This window comes from Shinella sp. (assembly GCF_035998705.1).
Lineage (GTDB): Bacteria > Pseudomonadota > Alphaproteobacteria > Rhizobiales > Rhizobiaceae > Shinella.
The window spans coordinates 86,049-106,919 of record NZ_DASYHH010000033.1 but is presented as its reverse complement, the minus strand read 5'-3'; the positions used below and the strand labels follow the sequence as shown (position 1 = coordinate 106,919).

The following is a 20,871-nucleotide window of genomic DNA, read 5'->3' as shown; positions in this document are numbered from 1 at the left end:
TTCCCCTGTTCTGATTGTGACCGGGGGAACGGTAGCGCGGCCTCGCGCATAAACGAAATAGATAGCCCTGATAGTCGCTATCATTTCGGTTTATGCGTCAGGCCGCCATGAAACGGGAGATGCCGCGCATCACGCCGCGCAGTTCCGCCAGCCCCTTCAGCCGGCCGATCAGCGAGTAGCCGGGATTGATGCGCGCCTTGCCGATATCGTCGGCGAGCAGGTGGCCGTGGTCCGGGCGCATCGGAATACGCCAGTCGGCGCGACCTTCCGCCTTGCGCCGCGCCTGCTCCTCCAGAAGCGCCACGACGACCTCCACCATGTCGGTGGAGCCGTCGAGATGGTCGGCCTCGTGAAAGGAACCGTCCGGCTCGCGGGTGACGTTGCGCAGGTGGGCGAAATGGATGTTCGGGCCGAACTCGCGCACCATGGCCGGCAGGTCGTTGTCCGCCCGGACACCATAGGAGCCGGTGCAGAAGGTGAGGCCGTTCGCGGAGCTCGGTGCCGCGGCAAGGATCGCCCGGGCATCCCCGGCGTTGGAGACGACGCGCGGCAGGCCGAACAGCGAGAACGGCGGGTCGTCCGGGTGGATGCACAGCTGCGCGCCGACCTCTTCCGCCACCGGCACGATCTCGCGCAGGAAGGTTTTGAGGTTGGCGCGCAGCGCCTCGGCGTCGATGCCCTGATACTCTTCCAGCGCCTTGCGGAAGCCGTCGCGATCATAGCTGCGCTCGGTCGCCGGCAGGCCGGCGATGAGGTTGCGCTCGATCGTCGCCACCTGATCGTCGTTGAGCGAGATCAGCCGGTCCTTCGCGGTGCGGATGGCCGCTGGCGTATAATCCTTCTCTGCATCCTTCCGGCGCAGCACCAGCAGGTCGTAGGCCGCGAAATCCACGGCATCGAAGCGCAGCGCATAGCCGGTGGAAGGCATGCGGTAGAGCAGATCGGTGCGCGTCCAGTCGCAGACCGGCATGAAGTTATAACAGATCGTCTTGATATCGGCTTTGGCGAGCGCCCGGATCGTATCCTTGTAGGCGCCGATATATTTGCTGCGCTCGGGGCCGGCGATCTTGATCGAATTGTGCACCGGAATGCTTTCGACCACCGACCAGGTGAGGCCGGCCGCCTCGATCGTCGCCTTGTGGGCAAGGATGTCGTCGAGCGGCCAGGCCGAACCGTCATAGATATGGTGGAGCGCGGAGACGATGCCGGTCGCACCGGCCTGCCGGATATGGTCGAGGCTCACCGGATCCTTCGGGCCATACCAGCGAAAACATTCTTCCATCATCGTCATTCCTCCAGACCCCAACCCCGGCGGTTGGATCACACGGGCAGGGGGTGCGCAAGGGGCGCGCCTGACTCAATCTCTTCGCAAACCGGGCTAACCGCCTGTTTCCAATCCAGTTTTTCAGCCTGCATCGACGGTGCGGATTTCGTCATCGCTACCAGCGCTGGTGCACATGCGGGGCGACGAGGCGGTAGTAGACCTCGCGTGTCGCTTCCATCACGTCTTCCGGAATGGCCGGCAGGCTGGCGGCCCGGGCGTTCGCCTGTGCCTGCTCGGCATTGCGCGCGCCGGGGATGACGACGCTGACGGCATCCGCCATCAGGATCCAGCGCAGCGCGAAGGCGGCCATGGTCGTGCCGGCGGGGACAAGCGCGCGGATTTCCTCGACGGCCTGCAAGCCGGTCTCGAAGGGCACGCCGGCAAAGGTCTCGCCCACGTCGAAGGCGTCGCCATTGCGGTTGAAGTTGCGGTGGTCATCGGCGGCGAAGGCGGTGTCGCGGGTGATCTTGCCGGAGAGCAGGCCGCTTGCCAGCGGCACGCGGGCGATGACGGCGACCTGGCGGCGGGCGGCTTCCTTGAAGAAGAGCGGCGCCGGGCGCTGGCGAAACATGTTGTAGATGATCTGTACGCTGACGACGCCCGGGAACTCGATCGCCTTCAGCGCTTCCTCGACCTTCTCGACGCTGACGCCGTAATTGGCGATCTTGCCGGCGGCCTTGATCTCCTCCAGCGCATGGAAGACTTCGGGCCGGTAATAGACGTCAGTCGGCGGGCAATGCAGCTGCACGAGATCGAGGCGCTCGACGCCGAGGTTCTTCAGGCTGCGGTCGATGAAGCCTTCGAGGTTTTCCTTGTTGTAGCCGTCGGCGACATGCGGCGAAAGCCGGCGGCCGGCCTTGGTCGCGACCATCGGGCGCTGGCCGCCGCGGTCCTTCAGAACGTCGGCGATGATCTTTTCCGAGCGGCCGTCGCCATAGACGTCGGCGGTATCGATGAAGGACATGCCGGCATCGAGCGCGGCATGGAGGGCGGCGCGGCCGTCCGCCTCGCTGACATCGCCCCAGGCGCCGCCGATCTGCCAGGCGCCGAAGCCGATATCCGTGGTGGTAAAACCCGTGCGGCCGAATTTGCGATGTCTCATGAAAAGGTCTCCCGACAGATTGATTGTGTCGGGAGGTAGCATTCCGCACGGAGGCGGACAAGGAAATCGCTTCCGCGAGAAGCTCACGCCGGAGTGATTTCTACCAGATAGAAGGCCGCACTTTCGCCGGCCGAGACCACCTCGGCACGCTCCGAGCCATCGAGAACCAGGGCATCGAGCGGCTGGAGCCCGATGAGGCCTTCAGCGGTGGAAACGCCGAGCGGTTCGAGCGCCAGCAACAGGCGTTCGCCGGATGATTGCGCCAGAACCAGCGAGCCTTCCGCGACGTGCCGCGCCAGCCTGTGCCGGAAAACGCCACGACGGGTCATGACATTGAGGTCGGTGATCGGCCCGCCGGTGAGGCGCGCCGTCGTGGGCGCATCGGCCGGGAAGGCGAGGGGCGTGGAAGACGGCGTCAGCAACCGGTCGCCAAGCCCTTCGATCGACAGCACCATGCCGTCGCCCGAAAGCACCGCCAACGTACGGTCTATATCCGGAAAGACGGAAAACGGCCCGTCGCTCGCCACCGTCGCCATGCTGACGCGCCAGCCGAACGCCGAAAGGTCGGCGCCTTCCGGACGGACGATCACCTCGACCGTCTCGCCGCCGCCGTTCTTCCACGGCATGCGGCGATGCTCGACATTGCGGAGAAGCCGCATCCTCAATTACCGAGGATGCCGGGCAGGCGCAGGCCCTTTTCCTTGGCGCAATCGAGCGCGATGTCGTAGCCGGCATCCGCATGGCGCATGACGCCCGTCGCCGGGTCGTTCCACAGCACGCGGCCGAGGCGCTCGGCTGCCGCATCCGTGCCGTCGGCGCAGATGACGACGCCCGAATGCTGCGAGAAGCCCATGCCGACGCCGCCGCCGTGGTGGAGCGACACCCAGGTGGCACCCGAGGCGGTGTTGAGCAGCGCGTTGAGCAGCGGCCAGTCGGACACGGCGTCCGAGCCGTCCCTCATCGCTTCCGTCTCGCGGTTCGGCGAGGCGACGGAGCCCGAATCGAGATGGTCGCGGCCGATGACGATGGGCGCGCTCAGTTCGCCGTTCTTCACCATCTCGTTGAAGGCGAGGCCCAGGCGGTGACGGTCACCGAGGCCAACCCAGCAGATGCGGGCCGGCAGGCCCTGGAAGGCGATGCGCTCGGCGGCCATGTCGAGCCAGTTGTGCAGGTGCTTGTTGTCGGGCAGCAGTTCCTTGACCTTGGCGTCGGTCTTGCGGATGTCCTCCGGATCACCCGACAGGGCCGCCCAGCGGAACGGGCCGATGCCGCGGCAGAACAGCGGGCGGATATAGGCCGGCACGAAGCCCGGGAAAGCGAAGGCGTTTTCGAGACCCTCTTCCTTGGCGACCTGGCGGATGTTGTTGCCATAGTCGAAGGTCGGGATGCCCATGTCCTGGAAGGCGATCATGGCTTCGACATGCTCGCGCATCGAGGCGCGGGCGGCCTTTTCGACGGTCTTCGGGTCGCTTTCGCGCTTTGCCTTCCATTCGGCCATCGTCCAGCCCTTCGGCAGGTAGCCGTTGATCGGGTCGTGCGCAGACGTCTGGTCGGTGACCATGTCGGGGCGGATGCCGCGGCGGACCATTTCCGGCAGGATTTCGGCGGCGTTGCCGAGCAGGCCGACGGACTTGGCTTCGCCGGCCTTCGTCCAGCGATCGATCATCGCGAGCGCCTCGTCGAGCGTCTCGGCCTTCTCGTCGATGTAGCGGGTGCGCAGGCGGAAATCGATCGAGTCCGGGTTGCACTCGACGGCAAGGCACGAGGCGCCGGCCATGACGGCTGCGAGCGGCTGGGCGCCGCCCATGCCGCCGAGGCCGCCGGTCAGCACCCACTTGCCCTTGAGGTCGCCACTATAGTGCTGGCGGCCGGCTTCCACGAAGGTTTCATAGGTGCCCTGAACGATGCCTTGGCTGCCGATATAGATCCACGAGCCGGCCGTCATCTGGCCGTACATGGCGAGGCCCTTCTTATCCAGCTCGTTGAAATGATCCCAGGTCGCCCAGTGCGGCACGAGGTTGGAATTGGCGATCAGCACGCGCGGCGCATCCTTGTGCGTGCGGAAAATGCCGACCGGCTTGCCGGACTGAATGATCAGCGTCTCGTTTTCTTCGAGATCGCGCAGCGACGCGACGATCTTGTCGAAATCCGCCCAGGTGCGGGCGGCGCGGCCGATGCCGCCATAGACGACCAGTTCATGAGGGTTTTCCGCGACGTCCGGGTCGAGATTGTTCATCAGCATGCGCAACGGCGCTTCCGTCATCCAGCTCTTGGCGGTGAGTTCGGTGCCGCGGGCAGCGCGGATTTCGCGGATGTTGTGGCGGGGATTGGTGGTCATTGGCTGGGTCTCCCGGGATCAGCGTGGAAGGGTGGAGGCGAGCGCCTCGAGACGGTTCAGGATGTCTGTCAGAACAATGCGCAGCCGCGCGGCCTTCTCCCCATCAAGGGCGAAAGGCGGGGCTTCCGTGGCGAGATGGCTCACCTGCGCGAGTTCCATCTGGATGGCGTGCACGCCGGTTTTCGGCCTGCCGTAATGGCGCGTCGTCCAGCCGCCCTTGAAGCGACCGTTGAGGATGCCGGTATAGCCCTCGGCCTTCGCGCAGGCTTCGAATGTCGCCGTTTCGATCGCCTTATCACAGGTGCGGCCCATGTCCGTGCCGACGTTGAAATCCGGCAGCCGGCCTTCGAAGAGGAAGGGGATCAGCGAGCGGATCGAGTGGCAATCATAGAGGATCGCCACGCCATGGATCGCCTTGGCACGCTCGATCTCCGCGGCAAGCGCCGCGTGATAGGGCGCGTGGAAATGGGCGAGCCGGAAGGCGATGTCCGCCTCGGTCGGCGCCGCGCCGTCCTTCCAGATCGGCTTGCCGTCGAAATCCGTTTCCGGCACAAGGCCGGTGGTGTTCTGGCCGGGATAGAGGCTGACGCCGGCCGGATCGCGGTTGGCGTCGATGACGTAGCGGTGGAAGGTGGCACGTACCGTCGTCACGTTTGGCAGGAGACCGTCGTAGAGACCTTCGATGTGCCAGTCCGTATCGGCAAGGATGCGGCCATTGTCGTTCAGGCGTTCCCATATGTCGGCCGGCACGTCCGTGCCGGTATGCGGGAAGGCGAGGATGACGGGCGAGGTGCCCTGGTGGGTTTCGAAGACGGCGCTCATCGGGCGACCTCCAGGCGGCGTTCACCCCCCTCTGCCCTGCCGGGCATCTCCCCCTCAAGGGGGGAGATCGGTTGTAGCGGTGTCTCGCCCGTCTCGGCCATTGCGGTTGGGCAATGTCTCCACCCCTTGCTGATCTCCCCCCTTGAGGGGGAGATGCCCGGCAGGGCAGAGGGGGGTATCGTCACGCACATACCCATCCTCACGCCTCCAACACCGGCAGGATGCCCTTGGAGACCGATGCGCCGAGGGCGCCCGAGGAGACGAAGCTGCTGGCGGCGGCGAGATCCGGCGCCATGTAGCGGTCCTCTTCCAGCGTCGCGACCACGGTGCGCAGCGTTGCCACGACCTTCTGCAATTCCGGGCTAGTGGTAAGCGGCGCGCGGAACTCGATGCCCTGGGCCGCCGTCAGCGCCTCGATGCCGATGATGGCGGACAGGTTTTCCGTCATGCGCAGCAGGCGGCGGGCGCCGTGGCAGGCCATGGAGACGTGGTCTTCCTGGTTGGCGGAAGTCGGCGTCGAATCGACCGAGGCGGGGTGCGCCATCTGCTTGTTCTCGCTCATCAGCGCGGCCGAGGTGACCTCCGCGATCATCAGGCCGGAATTGAGGCCCGGCGTCTTGGCGAGGAAGGCCGGCAGGCCGAAGGACAGCGCCGGATCCACGAGAAGCGCGATGCGCCGCTGCGAAATCGCACCGATCTCGCAGACCGCGATGGCGATCTGGTCGGCGGCGAAGGCGACGGGTTCGGCGTGAAAATTGCCGCCCGAGATGACGCTGTTGTCGGACAGAACCAGCGGGTTGTCGGTGACGGCATTGGCTTCGATTTCCAGCGTGCGGGCGGCGGAACGCAGGACATCGAGGCAGGCGCCGTCGACCTGCGGCTGGCAGCGGATGCAATAGGGGTCCTGCACGCGCTCGTCGCCGGTGATGTGACTCTCGCGGATGACCGAGCCGGCAAGCAGCGCGCGCAGCGCGGATGCGGCGTCGATCTGGCCCTTATGGCCGCGCAGCGTGTGGATATCGGGATGGAACGGCGCGGAGGACCCCATGGCGGCATCGGTGGAAAGCGCGCCGGTAACGAGGGCCGCCTGCGCGGCGCGATGCGCCCGGAAGAGGCCGGCGAGCGCTAGCGCGGTCGAGACCTGCGTGCCGTTGATGAGGGCGAGGCCCTCCTTGGCGGCGAGCACGACGGGCTTGAGCCCGGCCTTTGCGAGGGCCGCGCCGCCGGGAAGGCGTTCGCCGCCATGAATGGCTTCGCCTTCGCCGATCATCACGGCCGCCATATGGGCGAGGGGCGCGAGGTCGCCGGAGGCGCCGACGGAACCCTGTTCCGGGATGACCGGGATGACGCCCTTTTCCTGCATGGTTTCCAGCAGGCGGACGATGTCGAGGCGCACGCCGGAAGCGCCGCGGCCGAGCGAGATCAGCTTCAGCGCCATGATGAGGCGCACGATGTTTTCGGACAGCGGTTTGCCGACGCCGCAGCAATGCGACAGGATCAGGTTGCGCTGGAGCGTGGCGACATCGGCCGTCGCGATCTTGATGGAGGCGAGTTTGCCGAAGCCGGTGTTGATGCCGTAGACCGGCTCGTCGCCGCCGGCGATTTCCGCGATGCGCGCGGCCGCTTTTGCAATGCCGGCGTCGAAGGACGGGTCGAGACGAGCGGAAACGCCGGTCCAGTAGATGGATTCAAGGGTTTTGAGGGGCACGGAGCCCGGATGAAGCGTGATCGTCATGTTGCAGTCCTCGATGCAGCCGTAAGCTGCGAATTGACCTAATGTCCGCTGCGGATACGGGCAAACATGGGGTTGAAGCCCATGCGGTAGACCAGTTCCGCCGGCCGGCCGATGTCCCAGAGGACGAAATCGGCCCACTTTCCGGCTTCGAGCGTCCCCACTTCATCGACCAGGCCCAGCGCGCGGGCTGCCTCGCGGGTGGTGCCGGCAATGCATTCGGTGACGGTCATGCCGAAGAGGGTGGCGGCCATGTTCATGGTGAGGAGAAGCGAGGTCAGCGGCGAGGTGCCGGGATTGGAATCCGTCGCGACGGCCATTTTCACGCCGTGCTTGCGGAAGAGCTCGACCGGCGGCTTCTTCGTCTCGCGGATGAAATAGAAGGCGCCCGGCAGGATGACGGCGACCGTGCCGGCCTTCGCCATGGCGGCGGCACCCGCATCGTCGGTATATTCGAGGTGGTCGGCCGAAAGCGCGCCGTAGGAAGCGGCAAGGGCTGCACCATTGAGGTTCGAAAGCTGGTCGGCGTGCAGCTTGACCGGCAGGCCGAAGCTTATGGCGGCATCGAAGACCTTCGCCATCTCGTCCGGCAGGAAGGCGATGCCCTCGCAGAAACCGTCCACGGCATCGGCAAGGCCTTCCGCCGCGATCGCCGGCAGCATCTCGCTGACCACCTTGTCGATATAGGCGGTCTTGTCGCCGTTCATTTCCGGCGGCAGCGCGTGGGCGCCGAGGAAGGTGGTGCGCACGGTGACGTCGCGCTGTTCGGCAACCCGGCGGGCGGCGCGCAGCGACTTGAGTTCGTTTTCGGTATCGAGGCCGTAGCCGGATTTCAGCTCGACGGTCGTCACGCCCTCCGCGATCAGCGCGTCGAGGCGGGGCAGCGTCTGGCGCACGAGATCGTCCTCGCTCGCGGCGCGCAGCGCCTTGACCGAGGAGACGATGCCGCCGCCGGCGCGCGCGACCTCCTCATAGGAGGCGCCGGCAAGCCGCAGCTCGAATTCATGGGCGCGGTCGCCGGCATGCACGAGATGGGTGTGGCAGTCGATGAGGCCCGGGGTGATCCAGCGGCCTTCGCAATCGACGGTTCCCGCGGCGGAGAATTCGGCGGGCAGATCGGCTTCCGGACCGACGAAGGCGATGCGGCCGTCGCGCACGGCGATAGCGCCATCCTCGACGATACCGAGGCCGGGCAGGCTCTCCTGGAGCGTTGCAAGCCGGGCATTGCGCCAGACGCGCACCGTGTCCTTTTCCGCTGCTGATACCATGATTGCCTCTTCCCTGTGATGAAGATAATGTATATACATAATCGCAGAGGACGCAAGAGCGAATTTGCGGATCGGCGTCGAAGATACACCGGAAGAGGGAGGGAGCGGCATGGCCGTCATTCATGCAAGGCAGGCGCTGCTTACGGGCGGTTGGGCGAAGAATGTGCGTCTCCACATCGAAGGCGGCCGCATCGCGCGCCTCGAAACGGACGCCGCCGCAGCCTCCAGCGACGAGCGTCACGACACCATCGTCGCCGGCATGCCGAACCTGCACAGCCACGCCTTCCAGCGCGGCATGGCGGGCCTTGCCGAAACGCGCGGGCCGGGCAGCGACAGCTTCTGGAGCTGGCGCAATGTCATGTATCGCTTCGCGCTGTCCATGACGCCGGACGATGTCGAGGCGGTCGCCGCGCAGCTCTATGTCGAGATGCTGGAGGCGGGCTTTACCCGCGTCGGCGAGTTCCACTACCTGCACCACGACAAGGACGGGGGGCACTATGGCGATATCGCCGAGATGGCCGTGCGCATTGCTTCAGCCGCGTCCGAAACCGGAATCGCGCTGACGCTGCTGCCCGTCTTCTATGCCCATGCCGGCTTCGGCGGCACGGCGCCGGGCGAGGGGCAGCGCCGGTTCATCAACGACCGGGATTCCTATGCCGCGCTGCTGGAACGTTGCCGCACGCTGACGGATGGCCTGCCCGGCGGCATCACCGGCGTCGCGCCGCACAGCCTGCGCGCGGTCACGCCGGACGAGCTTTCCGCCGTCGTCGCCATGGCCGGCGACAAGCCGATCCACATCCACATCGCCGAGCAGGTGAAGGAAGTGGAGGACAGCATCGCCTGGTCCGGCCGCCGCCCGGTGGAGTGGCTGCTCGACAACCAGGCCGTCGACGGTCGCTGGTGTTTCATCCACGCCACGCACATGACGGACACCGAGACGCGCGGCATGGCGGAAGCCGGCGCCATCGCCGGCCTCTGCCCGATCACCGAAGCCAATCTCGGCGACGGCATCTTCCCGGCAGAGTTTTTCGCCGCCGGCGGCCGGTTCGGCGTCGGCTCCGATTCCAACGTGCTGATCGGCCTGCCGGACGAACTGCGCCAGCTGGAATATTCCGAGCGTCTCGCCCACCGCGCCCGCAACGTGCTCGCCGCCCCCGGCGGCTCGACGGGCCGGGCGCTGTTCGACGGCGCGCTGGTCGGCGGTGCCGCGGCGCTGGGGGTGGAAGCGGGCATGTCAGCCGGCAAGGCGGCGGACTTCGTCAGCGTCAAGGCCCGTCACGGCCTCGATCTTGCAGGCGATGCGTTGCTCGACGGTTGGATTTTTTCGAACGGCGCCGAGGTCGATTGCGTCTGGGTGAACGGGCGCAAGCAGGTCGAGGGCGGGCGGCATGCGGCGCGCGAAAAAATCGGCCGGCGCTTCGGCGCGACGATGCGGGCGCTGACTGACGCCTGAGGGCGTATTGTAAGGCGGGCCTGCCTTTCCTATGACTTGTCCCACCGGGCGATTGCGCCCCAGGTTTTGTTTGTGCCGCATTATCCGACGCCGAAGCTATTCCGCTTCGGCTGGAAATGCTCTAGCGCGGAGGCGACCATTTCCATCGACCAGGAGAAGACCCGGACCGAGGCCAAGGAGCCGCCGCTGCATCGCCGCATCCTGGAGGACGTGGAAGGCAGGATCCTCTCGGGCGAATGGCCGCCGGGCCACCGCATTCCCTTCGAGCACGAGCTGACCGAGCAATACCAGTGCTCGCGCATGACGGTGAACAAGGCGATCACCGAGCTGGTCAAGCGCGGCCTCATCGAGCGGCGGCGCAAGTCCGGCAGCTACGTCACCCATCCGCACGCGCAATCCGCCGTGCTGGAGATCCACGACATCCGGCTCGAGGTCGAATCACTCGGGCTGCGCTATCGTTACGAGAAGCGCACGCGCCTCGACCGCGTCGCGAAAGCGGCCGACCGCCGCCTGATGGACCTGCCGGAGCCCGCGCCGCTGACGGAGATTTCCGCGCTGCACTTTGCCGGCGCCCAGCCGTTCTGCCTGGAGGATCGCCTGATCAACCGCGTCGCCGTGCCGGAAGCCGCCGACGAAACGTTCGACGATATCGCGCCCGGCGCCTGGCTGATCAGCCGCGTGCCGTGGAGCGCCGCCGAACACCGCATCCGCGCTGTCGGCGCCGACGCCCGCGCCGCGGACCTGCTGGCGATCGCCCCCGGCACGGCCTGCCTGGTCGTCGAGCGGCGCACCTGGAGCGGCGGCGTCTATATCACCCATGTCCGGCTGACCTATCCGGGCGAAAAACACGAGCTCGTCGCCGAATTCGCCCCGTCATATCCCAAGCAGAGCGCGTGAAGCCTCAGGCGCCGCCGGCGAAATGTTCGGACCGGATGGTGGCGTAGTAGGGCGCCAGCGACGGGCTCGTCTCGCTCAGCACATCGAAAATCGCGTCGTCGGCCGTCAGCTTCCCGGCATATTTGTCCTCGATGAAGCGGGCATGCTGGGCCATCGCGGCATCCGGCAGGCTGCGCAGGGCGGTGAAGACGGGCGCCGCACCGCTGCGGCCCTTCACCGTGATGCGGTCGAGTTCCAGCACGGCGAAATCCGTCGCGGCAAGCGTCGCCGTGCGCTCGCCGATGAGCAGCGGCACGCCATAGGCCTTCGACGCGCCCTCCAGCCGCGAGGCGAGGTTCACCGCGTCGCCCAGCACCGAATAGTCGAAGCGCTGCGACGAGCCCATGTTTCCGACCACGCAGTCGCCCGTATTGATGCCGATGCCGATGCGCAAGGCGTGATAGGGCGTGCCGCTCGCCGCCGCTTCCGCCTTGAGCTTGGCATTCAGCGTCGCCATCGCGTCGAGCATGTCGAGGGCGGCGGCGACCGCGTGCCGGGCATGGTGCTCGTCGTCGAGCGGCGCGTTCCAGAAGGCCATCACGCAGTCGCCGATATATTTGTCGATCGTGCCGCCATGTTTCAGCACGATGTCGGACAGCGGCGTCAGCAGCCGGTTGATCAGCGTGGTCAGTTGCTCCGGGTCGTCCTTCATCGTCTCGGCGATGGTGGTGAAGCCGCGCACGTCGCAAAACAGGATGGAGAGCGTGCGCCGTTCGCCGCCGAGTTTCAGCTGCGAGGGATCGCGGGCGAGGCGCTCGACGAGGGCGGGCGAGAGATATTGCGAGAAGGCGCGCACGATCTCGCGCCGCCGCCGCCGCTCCTCCGCATAGTCGAGCGCCGTCTGGCCGGCGGCGACCAGAAGCAGCGCGACGGTGGGGCCGATCGGCGAGACGAAGAGGGTGGCCTCGCGGATCAGCGCGAAGCTCAACAGCCCGAGCACCGCCGTGGCGAACAGGCTGAGCACGGCCGTCTGCCAGCGCGTCGCGCGCCGCACGAGCGCCGCCGAGAAAAGCGCCGCAAGGGCGACGGACGTGATGGCGAGCGGCGTGCCGGCGCGGGTGATCGCGGCACCCGTGGTGAGGTTGTCGAAAATCGTCGCCTGGATTTCCGCCCCCGCCACCAGCCGGCCGGTATGCACCGTATAGGGTGTCGCAAAGGCGTCGGCGCCGCCGGAATTGATGTCGGGCGCATTCTGCAGGCTGAGTCCGACGATCACCACGCGGCCCTTGAACATATCCTTCGGCAGCATGTTTTCCGGGTCGAGCGCCTGGTAGTAGGAGACGGTCGGGTAGCTGCGCGAGGGGCCGAAGGATTGCAGCAGTTTGCCCGTGGGCGAGACCGCCGCCTTGCCGGCGACGCGGGCGAGCGCCAGCGCAAAACCATCCTCGTAGCGCGGCAGGTCGCGAAAGACCCCGTCGCCGCCGAGCGTGATGGAGGCGATGCCGGTCACGGCACCCGCTTGCGAAAAGGCGGGCAGCGGCGTCGTGCGCAGGAACTGCTCGGCCTGCGGCGTGACGATGACGCTCTCGTCGCCGGCGAGCACCACGTCCGGCCCGAGTGCCTTGGCGAGCGCGGCGTCGGAGGCCGGGTTGGACGGCTCGGCGAAGATGATGTCGAGACCGATCGCCGTGGCGCCGGCCTTGCGCAGGCTTTCGACCAGCCGCGCGTGCAATTCGCGCGGCCAGGGCCATTGCGCGTTGATCTCGGCCAGCGACGGTTCGTCGATCGCCACGACGACCGGGCTTGCGGCCGGCGGCCGGGGATCGTCGAGGGTGGAGAAATAGTCGAAGGCGCGCAGGTCCGCGAGCGACCAGCCCGGAAGCTGCGGCAGCGCGGAAACCAGCGCGATCACCGCGAAGGTGAGCACGGCGAGGCGTTTGCTCCGGCGTGACCATCTGTGCGGACGGCGCAGTCCCGCGCTCATGCGCCGGCGCTCCGTGCAGGGCGCGGCAGGATGGGACGGGATGTCGGTACGGGGCTTCGCATGGCGCCCAGCACTCGACATCCCCTCAAAAAAGTCAAGCGGTGCTGCACGCATGCCGTTGCTTTCCAAAACCTCTCGGCTATCACCAGGGAAACGGGGAACAAAAGCGCCATGGCGGCAATGGACGATCGGCAAAACATTCTCGAACGGGCGGTGGACGGCACCGGGGGGATCGCACTCGAACATTTCGATCATATCCGCCGCATCAACGACGTGTTCTACGACCAGGTGAAGATTTCCGACCAGAAGGCGGCCTACATCTTCACCTTCATGCTGGCGCTGCTCGTCACCTCGACGGAAAGCCGCGCCGTGTTCACCTGGTCGCGTTATGCCGAGAGCGATCTCTCCACCATCGTCTTGTCCGGCCTGCTCGCCTTCGCCCTGGTGTTTTCCATGGTCTCGGCGATCCTCGTCGTGCTGCCGCGCCGCGTCGACAAGGCGACCTCGCTGTTCTGGGGCGCCTGGCCGCACCATCGCGAGGGGTTTCGCAAGGCGGCCGAGACCCGCGACGTCGGTTATCTCTTCGAGCAATATATGCAGAACGCCGACGCCATCGCCTCCATCGCCAGCGACAAGTACCGTTTCGTCGGCTTCGCCTTCCGCGGCCTGCTGCTGACGGTCATTGCCTATGTCGCGCTGCTTGCGACGCGATAAGCCGCCGCACAGTCGCGACGCATGATCTGCGTCGCGATGGCGAGCCGTTCCTCGACTGCATCCCGCTCGGCGATCATCGTGCGCAAGGCCTCCAGGGCATTGCCGTTGTGAAATGCGAGGATTTCCGCCGCTTCCTCGCGCTCCATCCTGTCCTGCCGGTGAGCCGCGCGCATCATTGCAGCCGAAGCTCCAGCTGCCGCTTGCTCTTCAGCACGTAAAGCGGTTTTGCCACCGCCTCCAGCTTGCGCTGGAATTCGGCCCGGTGGGCCTGCTGCTTTTCCCGCAGCGCCCGGCAGGCGGCAACTTCGGCAAGGGCACGTTCGACAGCATCGGTTTGCATCGGCAGCTCCATTTGTTCTCTTTATGTTCCATTTTCGGCGACGGATGTCAAGCCGCGAATCGAGACCGCCAAAACACGGCCGCGCTGTATGAAACCTTGGCCAAAGGGAGGAGATGGGCGCGGAAAGGGAGTAGGCGCGGGTACGCCTGCGGGTGGTTTCCTTCGCTTCGATGAGGGCTCCCTGACCTTTTGCCCAAATGTCGGCCCCGCATTTCTATCGCTATGCTTGCATCATCGTCCATGCAACCTGATCGCTCAAGGTCAGGGCATCGCGGCGATTGCAGGGGCGTCATATGATCTTCTTGCTGCTCGAAAGCTCGGCGTCTCTCGCGTTGAGCGCCTTTTTCGTCGTCCTGTTGCGTTCCTTGTCAGTTCCGCTTCACCTCATGGATCTGCCGGATCACCGGAAGATCCATGAGGGCGCCATTCCGCTGTGCGGCGGCATCGCGATCTTCCTGGCCTTCGCCGGCATCAGCCTCCTGGCTTCGGGCCCGATGGATTGCGGGCCGGGCTTCTGGGCGGCGACGCTGCTGATCGTCGGGCTCGGCGTCGCGGACGACCGGTTCGCGCTGCCGGCCCGCTTCCGCTTCGGGGCGCAGGTGCTGATCGCGATCGCGCTGATCTCCGCGGAGGGACTGGGGCAGGTATCGTTCGGCGACCTGCCGGAATTGGGCATCGTCTTCGGTCCCATCGGCCTTCTCGTGCTCTCCGTCGCCTTCATCGTCGGGTTGATCAACGCCTGGAACATGCTGGACGGCGTTGACGGGCTTGCCGGCGGCAGTGCCGTCGCCGCGCTGGTGTGGATCCTCCTGCTGTCGCTACAGGCGGGGGCCGAGGGGCTGGTCGTTCCCGTGGCCCTTCTGCTTGCCGCGACCGGCGGCTTCCTCATCTTCAACCTGCGCAGCCCCTGGCGCGCCCGCGCCTCGGTCTATCTGGGCGATGCCGGCAGCACGGCGCTGGGCGCGATCATCGCCTACCTGATCCTGCGCCTGTCGAACGGCGCTGAAGGTCTGCCCTTCCAGTGCCTGCTGTGGCTGGTGGTGGTTCCGGTGGTCGATACGCTGAGCCTGATCGTGCGCCGCATGCTCGATCACCGCAGCCCCATGTCGGCGGACCGTCGGCACCTGCATCACCTCCTGATCGATGCCGGCTTTTCGCCCGCGGCCACCAGCTACGTCATCGTCCTGGTGTCGTTCCTGTGCGGCGGCGTCGGCTATCTCGGCCTGGTGTTCAATCTTCCGGGGCCAGTGATGGTGATCGGCCTCGTCTTCGTCGCGATCGCCCATACCGCATTCGTGCTCGCCGCCGAGTCCGCCACGCGCCGGCGGGTCCATCGCGCCGCCCGTCCCTCAATCAAGCTGCAGATGTAACGGGGGAGGGCGGCCGATGTCGATTTCCGTGCTGATCATGACGCTGAACGAGGAGAGGAATCTCCCCGCCTGCCTGGCCTCGCTGGACTGGTGCGACGATATCGTCGTGCTCGATTCCTACAGCACCGACAGGACGGTGGAGATTGCGAAGGCGGCGGGCGCCCGCGTCTACCAGCGGGTGCACGATACCGAATCGCACCAGCGCACCTACGGGCTGAAGGAGATCACCTACAAATATCCCTGGGTCTACACGCCCGACGCCGACGAGGTGACGCCGCCGGACCTGCGCGACGAGATGCTGGCGATCGCCCGCGACCCGGTGCGCCCCGAAAGCTCCTTCCGCATCCGCTACAAGAACATGTTCATGGGGCGCTGGATCAAGCACAGCAGCCTCTACCCGACCTGGATCACCCGCCTCGTGCGGCCGGATCGGGTGCGCTACGAGCGCGACGCCCATTCGCGCTGCCTGCCCGAGGGGCCGGAGGGTCGGCTCGACGCGCATTTCATCCACTACAGTTTCAACAAGGGCCTCAACGCCTGGTACGACAAGCACAATCGCTATTCCTCCTCGGAGGCGCGCGAGACGGTGATCAGCCTGCGCGAGAAACGCGTGCCCTGGCGCGACATGCTGAGCCGGGTGCCCGAGGTGCGGCGGCGCGCCCTGAAGGAACTGTCGATGCGCCTGCCGTTCCGACCGGCCGCGCGCTTCCTCTACATGTATGTCCTGCGCGGCGGCTTCCGCGACGGCCGGGAAGGCTATCACTACTGCCGGCTGCTCGCTGCCTACGAATACATGATCGTCATCAAGACGGAGGAGCTGCGGCGGCGGGAGGAAGGTTTGCCCGTTTGACGCGGCTCGTCCGTTCGGCGTTGCGGGCAGTACCCCCATGCCTGCGACCGCCGCCGGGAGCGGGAGATGCGAGGCCCCGCCTCCTGGCGGTTGCCGTTTGGGGAAGGAGACTTGCGATGATCGTCATGGTCTGGATGCATACGGTGCTTTTCCTCGCCCCGTTGCTGGGGCTGGCAGTCATGTCCAGTCGACGCAGCTGTTGCGTTCCGGCCATGGCAGGGAGGCCCGTCCATTCATGAAGTCCCGTTACGACGATCCGGGTCTCGATACGCTGGGCCTCGCGGCACCGCTGCTGGGCGGGCCGACATTCGCGCTGCGCTTCCGGCTGATGCGGCTTGCCTGGCTCGTCGCCTGGCGGTGCCTTGCGGCGTGGACACCGTCGCCCTTCCATCCCTGGCGCAATCTTTTGCTGCGCCTCTTCGGCGCCAAGCTCGATCCGACGGCGATCGTGCATGGCAGCACGGTCGTCTGGTGGCCGGGCAACCTCACCATGGGGCCGAATGCCTCGATGGGGCCGGGCGTGATCTGCTACAACGTCGCGCCGGTGACGCTCGAGGCGATGGCCATCGTGTCGCAGCGCGCGCATCTGTGCACGGGCACGCACGATATCCAGCAGCCGGCTTTTCCGCTGGTGGCGCGGCCGATCGTGCTGCGCCGCAACGCCTGGATCGCCGCGGAGGCCTTCGTCGGCCCGGGCATGGAGGCCGGCGAGGGCGCGGTTCTCGGCGCACGTGGCGTCGCGGTCCGCGCGCTGGAACCGTGGACCGTCTATGCCGGCAATCCGGCGCGGGCCGTCGCCAGCCGCCGGCAGGTTGGTTAGCCGTCAGGTGATGGAAAGCCCCACATTCTCGGTCGCCGGCGCATAGGCCTCGTAGAGGCCGATCGTCAGCTGGGCGATGCGCGGCCAGGTGTAATTCTCGAACACCAGCCGGCGGCCGTTCTGCCCCATGGCGCGTGCGGCGGGCGCATTCGACAGCGTTTCGACCAGGGCGCTCGCGACATCCGTCGCATCGAGCGCCACGACCGCGCCGGCACCGGCAACGGCCACTTCCGGAAAATGGCAGGCACGGGTGATGACGACCGGCGTGCCGCAGGCGAGCGCCTCGGTGATCGCCACGCTAAAACCCTCTTGCCGGCTGGGCAGGCAGAAGCAGGCGGCCGAAACGAAGGCCTGAAGCTTCGTCTCGCCATAGAGCGGGCCGACCATGAAGACCCGCCTTTCGAGCCCGAAACGGCGCACGAGATCGCGGAAATCGTCCTCCGCCCCGCCATCCGGCCCCGCCACGACGAGATCGACATCCGGGCATTCCCGCGCAACCCGCTGGAACGCGGCGGCGAGCAGGTCGAGGCCCTTCTTGTAGTGCAGGCGCGACAGGAACAGCACGAAGCGCCGCTCCGCCTGAAGGCCGATCAGCGCGGGAAAGGCCCTGGCGGAGGGGAGGTGTTCGAATTCCTCGGTGAAGACGCCGTTGGGAATGATCTCGGCCGGCGCCTTCAGGCCGAGCGGCCGCATCAGCTCCGCCTCGTCGCGGTTGAGGGCGTGGATGAAGGCCGCGCGGTCGAGCATCCGGCGGCATCCGAGCGCCAGCGCCACGCGCTTCTTCCAGGGTTTTTGCGCCAAGCTCCACGTGTCGAGCATACCGGCCGGGCAGACACAATAGGGCACGCCGTTGCGGGCGGCGATGGCTGCGGCGAAGACGAGTATCGGCTCCCAGACGCCGTGCAGGTGGACCTGGTGAGCATCGGTGAGGATGCGCGCCAGAAGCGGACGTGTCTTGCGGCAGAGCACCTCTTCCAGCCTGCCCGGCGGCGCGGTGTGCCAGACGATGTGCTGGAAGCCGGGGATGGCTTCGCCGAGCCGCGCCACATGGCCGAGCGTCTGCGTATCCGCCTGGCTCACCACATGCACCGCATGGCCGAGGTTCGCCTGGGCCGCCGCAAGCCGCATCACGACCGCCTGCGGGCCTCCCTTGTCCGGATCCATGGTGGTGATGACATGGACGATCTTCATGGCTTGCCGCCATGGGGGCCGTGCAGCCGGGACAGCACGTCGAGAAGGCGGGCGCCATATTTGTCGACGGTGTGGCTGGCCGCCGTGCGGCGTGCATTGGCCGACATGGTCGCGCGGACGTCCTCGTTGTCGGCGAGGTAGCGCACGGCATCGACGATCGCCTGTGGATCGCGCTCCGGCACGATCAGACCCTCGACGCCATGCCGCACGACGCTGCCCGTGCTGTAGGTGGTGATGACCGGGAGGCCGGAGGCCAGCGCCTCGTAGATGACGGTGGCGGACCCTTCGCAAAGGGAAGGTAGCAGGAAGACATCCGCCCAGCGATATTCTCCGGCGATCTCGGCGCGCGGCACGATGCCCCGGAGCTCGATCGACCGGCTCATCCGCCGGCGGACCGGCTCGGGCAGCCGGTGGGGGCCGGTCATGCGCATCCGCACCGCGGTGCCGAGGCGTTCGGCGGCTTGCAGCACATAGGGCGAGCCCTTGCGCAGGCCCACCTCGCCGATCGTCAGGACGTGCAGCGGACCGGGTGCGCGGGGCGTCGGGTCGGAGCGGTCCTTCGCATCGACGCCGTAGGGCACGACGACGCAGCGTTCCGCCGGCCCGCCCTCGGCGATGACATGGTCGCGGACGAAATCGGACGGGCAGACGATGCAGTCCGCCAACGCCCATTCCGCGCGTTCGCGGGCCGCGAAGGTCTCGGCATGCGGGTTCTTCGCCGGCGGGCCGGCCCAGTCGGGAAAGTGCCCCATCTCCTCGGCGAGGATGGCCTCCAGCACGGCGCGCGGCGCGACCATCTGCTCGACGGCGACCCAGAGGCCCTGCTTCTTGGCGGCGCGCATCTGTTCCAGCGCGTCGCCGCTATAGGCATAAAGGCCGGCGGCGTTGTGAAAGCCCCGGGCCGCGACGAGGTTCGAGAAGCGGCTACCGGCCCAGACGGCATGCGACATTTCCCCGGCCTGGTCCTCCATGCGCAGGCGCCGGATGGCGGAGCGCACGCCGAAGAGCGGAAAATCCGTGATGAGTTCCGGCGGCACACCGTTGGGCACCCGCCCGACCAGCCGCCGCACCGGCCGCGGCAGCATCGACTGGGGCAGGCGGTGGAGGAGGGCGGGCCAGCTCTTGGTGCCGCAGATATCGGTGAAGAAATGGCCAAGCCGGCCTTCCTTCGCCAGAATGCGGGCGACGGCATAGTGCATGCGGGCGCCGAGCTGGCTGACGACGACGGTGTCGGTCATGACGTCTCCTGCTCCAGCAGGACGGCGCGTGCGGGCGCGGGCGCGGCTTCCGCCAGGTCCCGCAGCAGCACGCGCCAGGTGGCGAGCGCGCGGTCATAGGCATAGTCGGCTTCGAGCACGGCCCTCGCGGTCTCGCCCATCGCGACGACCTTTTCCGGCGATGCCGCCAGCTCGGCGATCGTGCGGGCGAGCCTTTCGGCCTCGCCGATCCCGATATTCACCCCGCAACCCTCGGCATCGATGACGGCCGCGACGCTGCCTTTCGGATCGCCGATGAAGAGCGTCGGCCTGCCGGCGGCGAGGATGCCGTAGAACTTGCTCGGGATGATGCAATGTTCGAGGCGCGGCAGCAGCGAGACGACATGGAGATCCGGCACGCCGAGGCTTTCGGCAAGCTGCTCGGCCGGTTGCAACGGCTTGAAGGTGACGTTGGCGAGGCCGCGTTCGCGCACGGCGCCCTGCACGGAGGCGAGCTTGTGGCCGCCGCCGACCATCAGGAAGCGGATATCCTGCCGGTCCTGCAAAAGGGTCGCCGCCTCGATCAGCGTGGCGAATTCATGGGCGCGGCCAAAATTGCCGGAATAACCGACTACGAATTTCCGGGTGTAGTCCCAAGCGGCGCGAAGGGGGTTTTCGTCGCGCGGCACAGGGCGGATCTCGGCCGCATCGGACCAATGGTGCAACACGCGCATGCGATCAGCCGGGGCGCCGCGCGCGAGCAGGTAATCCTCCATCCGCTCCGTCGGGCAGATGGTGAGGCGCGCGCGGGCGACCGACCGGTCGCGCAGCCACGCGGCGAACCGTCCGAGCACGGGCGCCCTGCTGAAAAGGCCGAGCTCGATGGCGGTTTCGGGGAAGAGGTCCATGACCCAGTTGACCATCTCGCCGCCGCGCAGCCGGATGGGCAGCGCGCAGCCGAGCGAGATCAGCGGCGGATCGGTGCAGACGACCACGACGTCGCCGCGCCGGACATTGCGGATGAGCCAGCCGAAGGCCGCGAGGTGGAAGGAGAGATAATCGATGGCGCGGCCGGGCAGGGTGCCGCGGCCGAAGCGCGAGGTGGAAAGCCTGACGACATCCACGCCGGAGCAGGTTTCCCGCCCGGCGAGCGGAGCGTCGGCCTGGTCATGGCGGGTGCGGCTCGCGACGACCGCGACCTCGCCGCCCTGCCGCGCCAGGCCGAAAGCGAGCGCCGATACCATGCGGCTCGTCGCCGACTGGTCGGGATGGAAATATCGATTGACGAAGATCGTCCGCATGAGCCCCCCGGGATCACAATTCCTGCGGGATACGATCCTGCCAATACGCGGACGGCGGCAAGTTCTCCAAAGGCGCTAGGGGGTACTTTGCCCCAGCACCCGGCCTACGCCTTCCGACGAGGGGGGCTAGTCCTTCGTCGGGCTGAGGTGCGGCGGCGTCCGATCCGGGGAAAGCGGGACGATCCCCGTC

Annotated in this window: 19 protein-coding genes; 6 read left to right on the top strand and 13 right to left on the bottom strand. The window is 67.0% G+C overall.

Translation table 11 applies throughout. The features are described 5' to 3' along the window. Positions 1-97: 97 nt before the first annotated feature. From uxuA to hutI, 7 genes are all read right to left on the bottom strand, one after another. The gene (gene uxuA / locus VGN93_RS28735) at positions 98-1,282 is read right to left on the bottom strand and encodes a mannonate dehydratase (protein ID WP_327510588.1); all 1,185 of its coding nucleotides are present in this window, start codon (positions 1,280-1,282) and stop codon (positions 98-100) included. 157 nt (positions 1,283-1,439) lie between these two features. Then, positions 1,440-2,426 (bottom strand): aldo/keto reductase, encoded by a 987-nt coding sequence (locus VGN93_RS28730; protein ID WP_327510330.1) that lies wholly within the window; start codon positions 2,424-2,426, stop codon positions 1,440-1,442. Positions 2,427-2,509: 83 nt separating this feature from the next. Continuing rightward, the gene (locus tag VGN93_RS28725; protein WP_327510329.1) at positions 2,510-3,085 is read right to left on the bottom strand and encodes a HutD family protein; all 576 of its coding nucleotides are present in this window, start codon (positions 3,083-3,085) and stop codon (positions 2,510-2,512) included. Between the two features lie 2 nt (positions 3,086-3,087). Continuing rightward, positions 3,088-4,764 (bottom strand): urocanate hydratase, encoded by a 1,677-nt coding sequence (gene hutU, locus VGN93_RS28720; protein WP_327510328.1) that lies wholly within the window; start codon positions 4,762-4,764, stop codon positions 3,088-3,090. An 18-nt stretch (positions 4,765-4,782) separates the two neighbouring features. After that, complete coding sequence (gene hutG / locus VGN93_RS28715) at positions 4,783-5,586, bottom strand: N-formylglutamate deformylase (RefSeq protein ID WP_327510327.1); 804 nt, start codon at positions 5,584-5,586, stop codon at positions 4,783-4,785. 199 nt (positions 5,587-5,785) lie between these two features. Further along, positions 5,786-7,321 (bottom strand): histidine ammonia-lyase, encoded by a 1,536-nt coding sequence (gene hutH / locus VGN93_RS28710; protein WP_327510326.1) that lies wholly within the window; start codon positions 7,319-7,321, stop codon positions 5,786-5,788. Positions 7,322-7,359: 38 nt separating this feature from the next. Further along, entirely contained in the window at positions 7,360-8,586 is a 1,227-nt protein-coding gene (gene hutI / locus VGN93_RS28705; RefSeq protein WP_327510325.1) for an imidazolonepropionase, read from the bottom strand. A 109-nt stretch (positions 8,587-8,695) separates the two neighbouring features. Between hutI and VGN93_RS28700 the strand changes: the two genes are divergently transcribed. Continuing rightward, a complete protein-coding gene (locus VGN93_RS28700) occupies positions 8,696-10,039 on the top strand; it encodes a formimidoylglutamate deiminase (RefSeq protein ID WP_327510323.1) in 1,344 nt (447 codons plus the stop codon). A 138-nt stretch (positions 10,040-10,177) separates the two neighbouring features. Beyond that, a complete protein-coding gene (gene hutC, locus VGN93_RS28695) occupies positions 10,178-10,936 on the top strand; it encodes a histidine utilization repressor (RefSeq protein WP_319312348.1) in 759 nt (252 codons plus the stop codon). A 4-nt stretch (positions 10,937-10,940) separates the two neighbouring features. Here the strand turns inward: hutC and VGN93_RS28690 are convergent, their stop codons facing one another. Beyond that, positions 10,941-12,899, bottom strand: a complete 1,959-nt coding sequence (locus VGN93_RS28690) for an adenylate/guanylate cyclase domain-containing protein (protein WP_327510322.1) — start codon at positions 12,897-12,899, stop codon at positions 10,941-10,943. A 180-nt stretch (positions 12,900-13,079) separates the two neighbouring features. On the opposite strand from VGN93_RS28690, the gene VGN93_RS28685 reads away from it, so the two are divergent. Next, on the top strand, positions 13,080-13,613 hold the full coding sequence (locus VGN93_RS28685; protein ID WP_327510587.1) for a Pycsar system effector family protein: 534 nt from the start codon (positions 13,080-13,082) through the stop codon (positions 13,611-13,613). On the opposite strand, the gene VGN93_RS28680 is transcribed toward VGN93_RS28685, so the two are convergent. Continuing rightward, a complete protein-coding gene (locus VGN93_RS28680; protein WP_327510321.1) occupies positions 13,586-13,789 on the bottom strand; it encodes a hypothetical protein in 204 nt (67 codons plus the stop codon). The genes VGN93_RS28685 and VGN93_RS28680 overlap by 28 nt on opposite strands. After that, positions 13,786-13,953, bottom strand: a complete 168-nt coding sequence (locus tag VGN93_RS28675; RefSeq protein WP_256118970.1) for a hypothetical protein — start codon at positions 13,951-13,953, stop codon at positions 13,786-13,788. The genes VGN93_RS28680 and VGN93_RS28675 overlap by 4 nt, the downstream gene beginning before the upstream one ends. 293 nt (positions 13,954-14,246) lie before the next feature. Between VGN93_RS28675 and VGN93_RS28670 the strand changes: the two genes are divergently transcribed. The 3 genes from VGN93_RS28670 (at position 14,247) to VGN93_RS28660 (ending at position 16,993) form a co-directional block, all read left to right on the top strand. Beyond that, the gene (locus VGN93_RS28670) at positions 14,247-15,323 is read left to right on the top strand and encodes an MraY family glycosyltransferase (protein WP_327510320.1); all 1,077 of its coding nucleotides are present in this window, start codon (positions 14,247-14,249) and stop codon (positions 15,321-15,323) included. A 16-nt stretch (positions 15,324-15,339) separates the two neighbouring features. Continuing rightward, positions 15,340-16,173, top strand: a complete 834-nt coding sequence (locus tag VGN93_RS28665) for a glycosyltransferase family 2 protein (RefSeq protein ID WP_327510319.1) — start codon at positions 15,340-15,342, stop codon at positions 16,171-16,173. Positions 16,174-16,408: 235 nt separating this feature from the next. Continuing rightward, a complete protein-coding gene (locus VGN93_RS28660) occupies positions 16,409-16,993 on the top strand; it encodes a putative colanic acid biosynthesis acetyltransferase (protein WP_327510318.1) in 585 nt (194 codons plus the stop codon). 3 nt (positions 16,994-16,996) lie between these two features. On the opposite strand, the gene VGN93_RS28655 is transcribed toward VGN93_RS28660, so the two are convergent. Genes VGN93_RS28655 through VGN93_RS28645 form a run of 3 tightly spaced genes read right to left on the bottom strand, consistent with a single transcriptional unit; the run spans position 16,997 to position 20,681 of the window. Next, positions 16,997-18,184: a glycosyltransferase gene (locus VGN93_RS28655; RefSeq protein WP_327510317.1), complete on the bottom strand. Its 1,188-nt coding sequence runs from the start codon at positions 18,182-18,184 to the stop codon at positions 16,997-16,999. Next, entirely contained in the window at positions 18,181-19,422 is a 1,242-nt protein-coding gene (locus tag VGN93_RS28650; protein WP_327510316.1) for a glycosyltransferase family 4 protein, read from the bottom strand. Before VGN93_RS28650 ends, VGN93_RS28655 begins: the two co-directional genes overlap by 4 nt. Then, positions 19,419-20,681, bottom strand: coding sequence for a glycosyltransferase family 4 protein (locus tag VGN93_RS28645; protein ID WP_327510315.1), 1,263 nt, complete (start codon positions 20,679-20,681; stop codon positions 19,419-19,421). The genes VGN93_RS28650 and VGN93_RS28645 overlap by 4 nt, the downstream gene beginning before the upstream one ends. Positions 20,682-20,871: the final 190 nt, after the last annotated feature.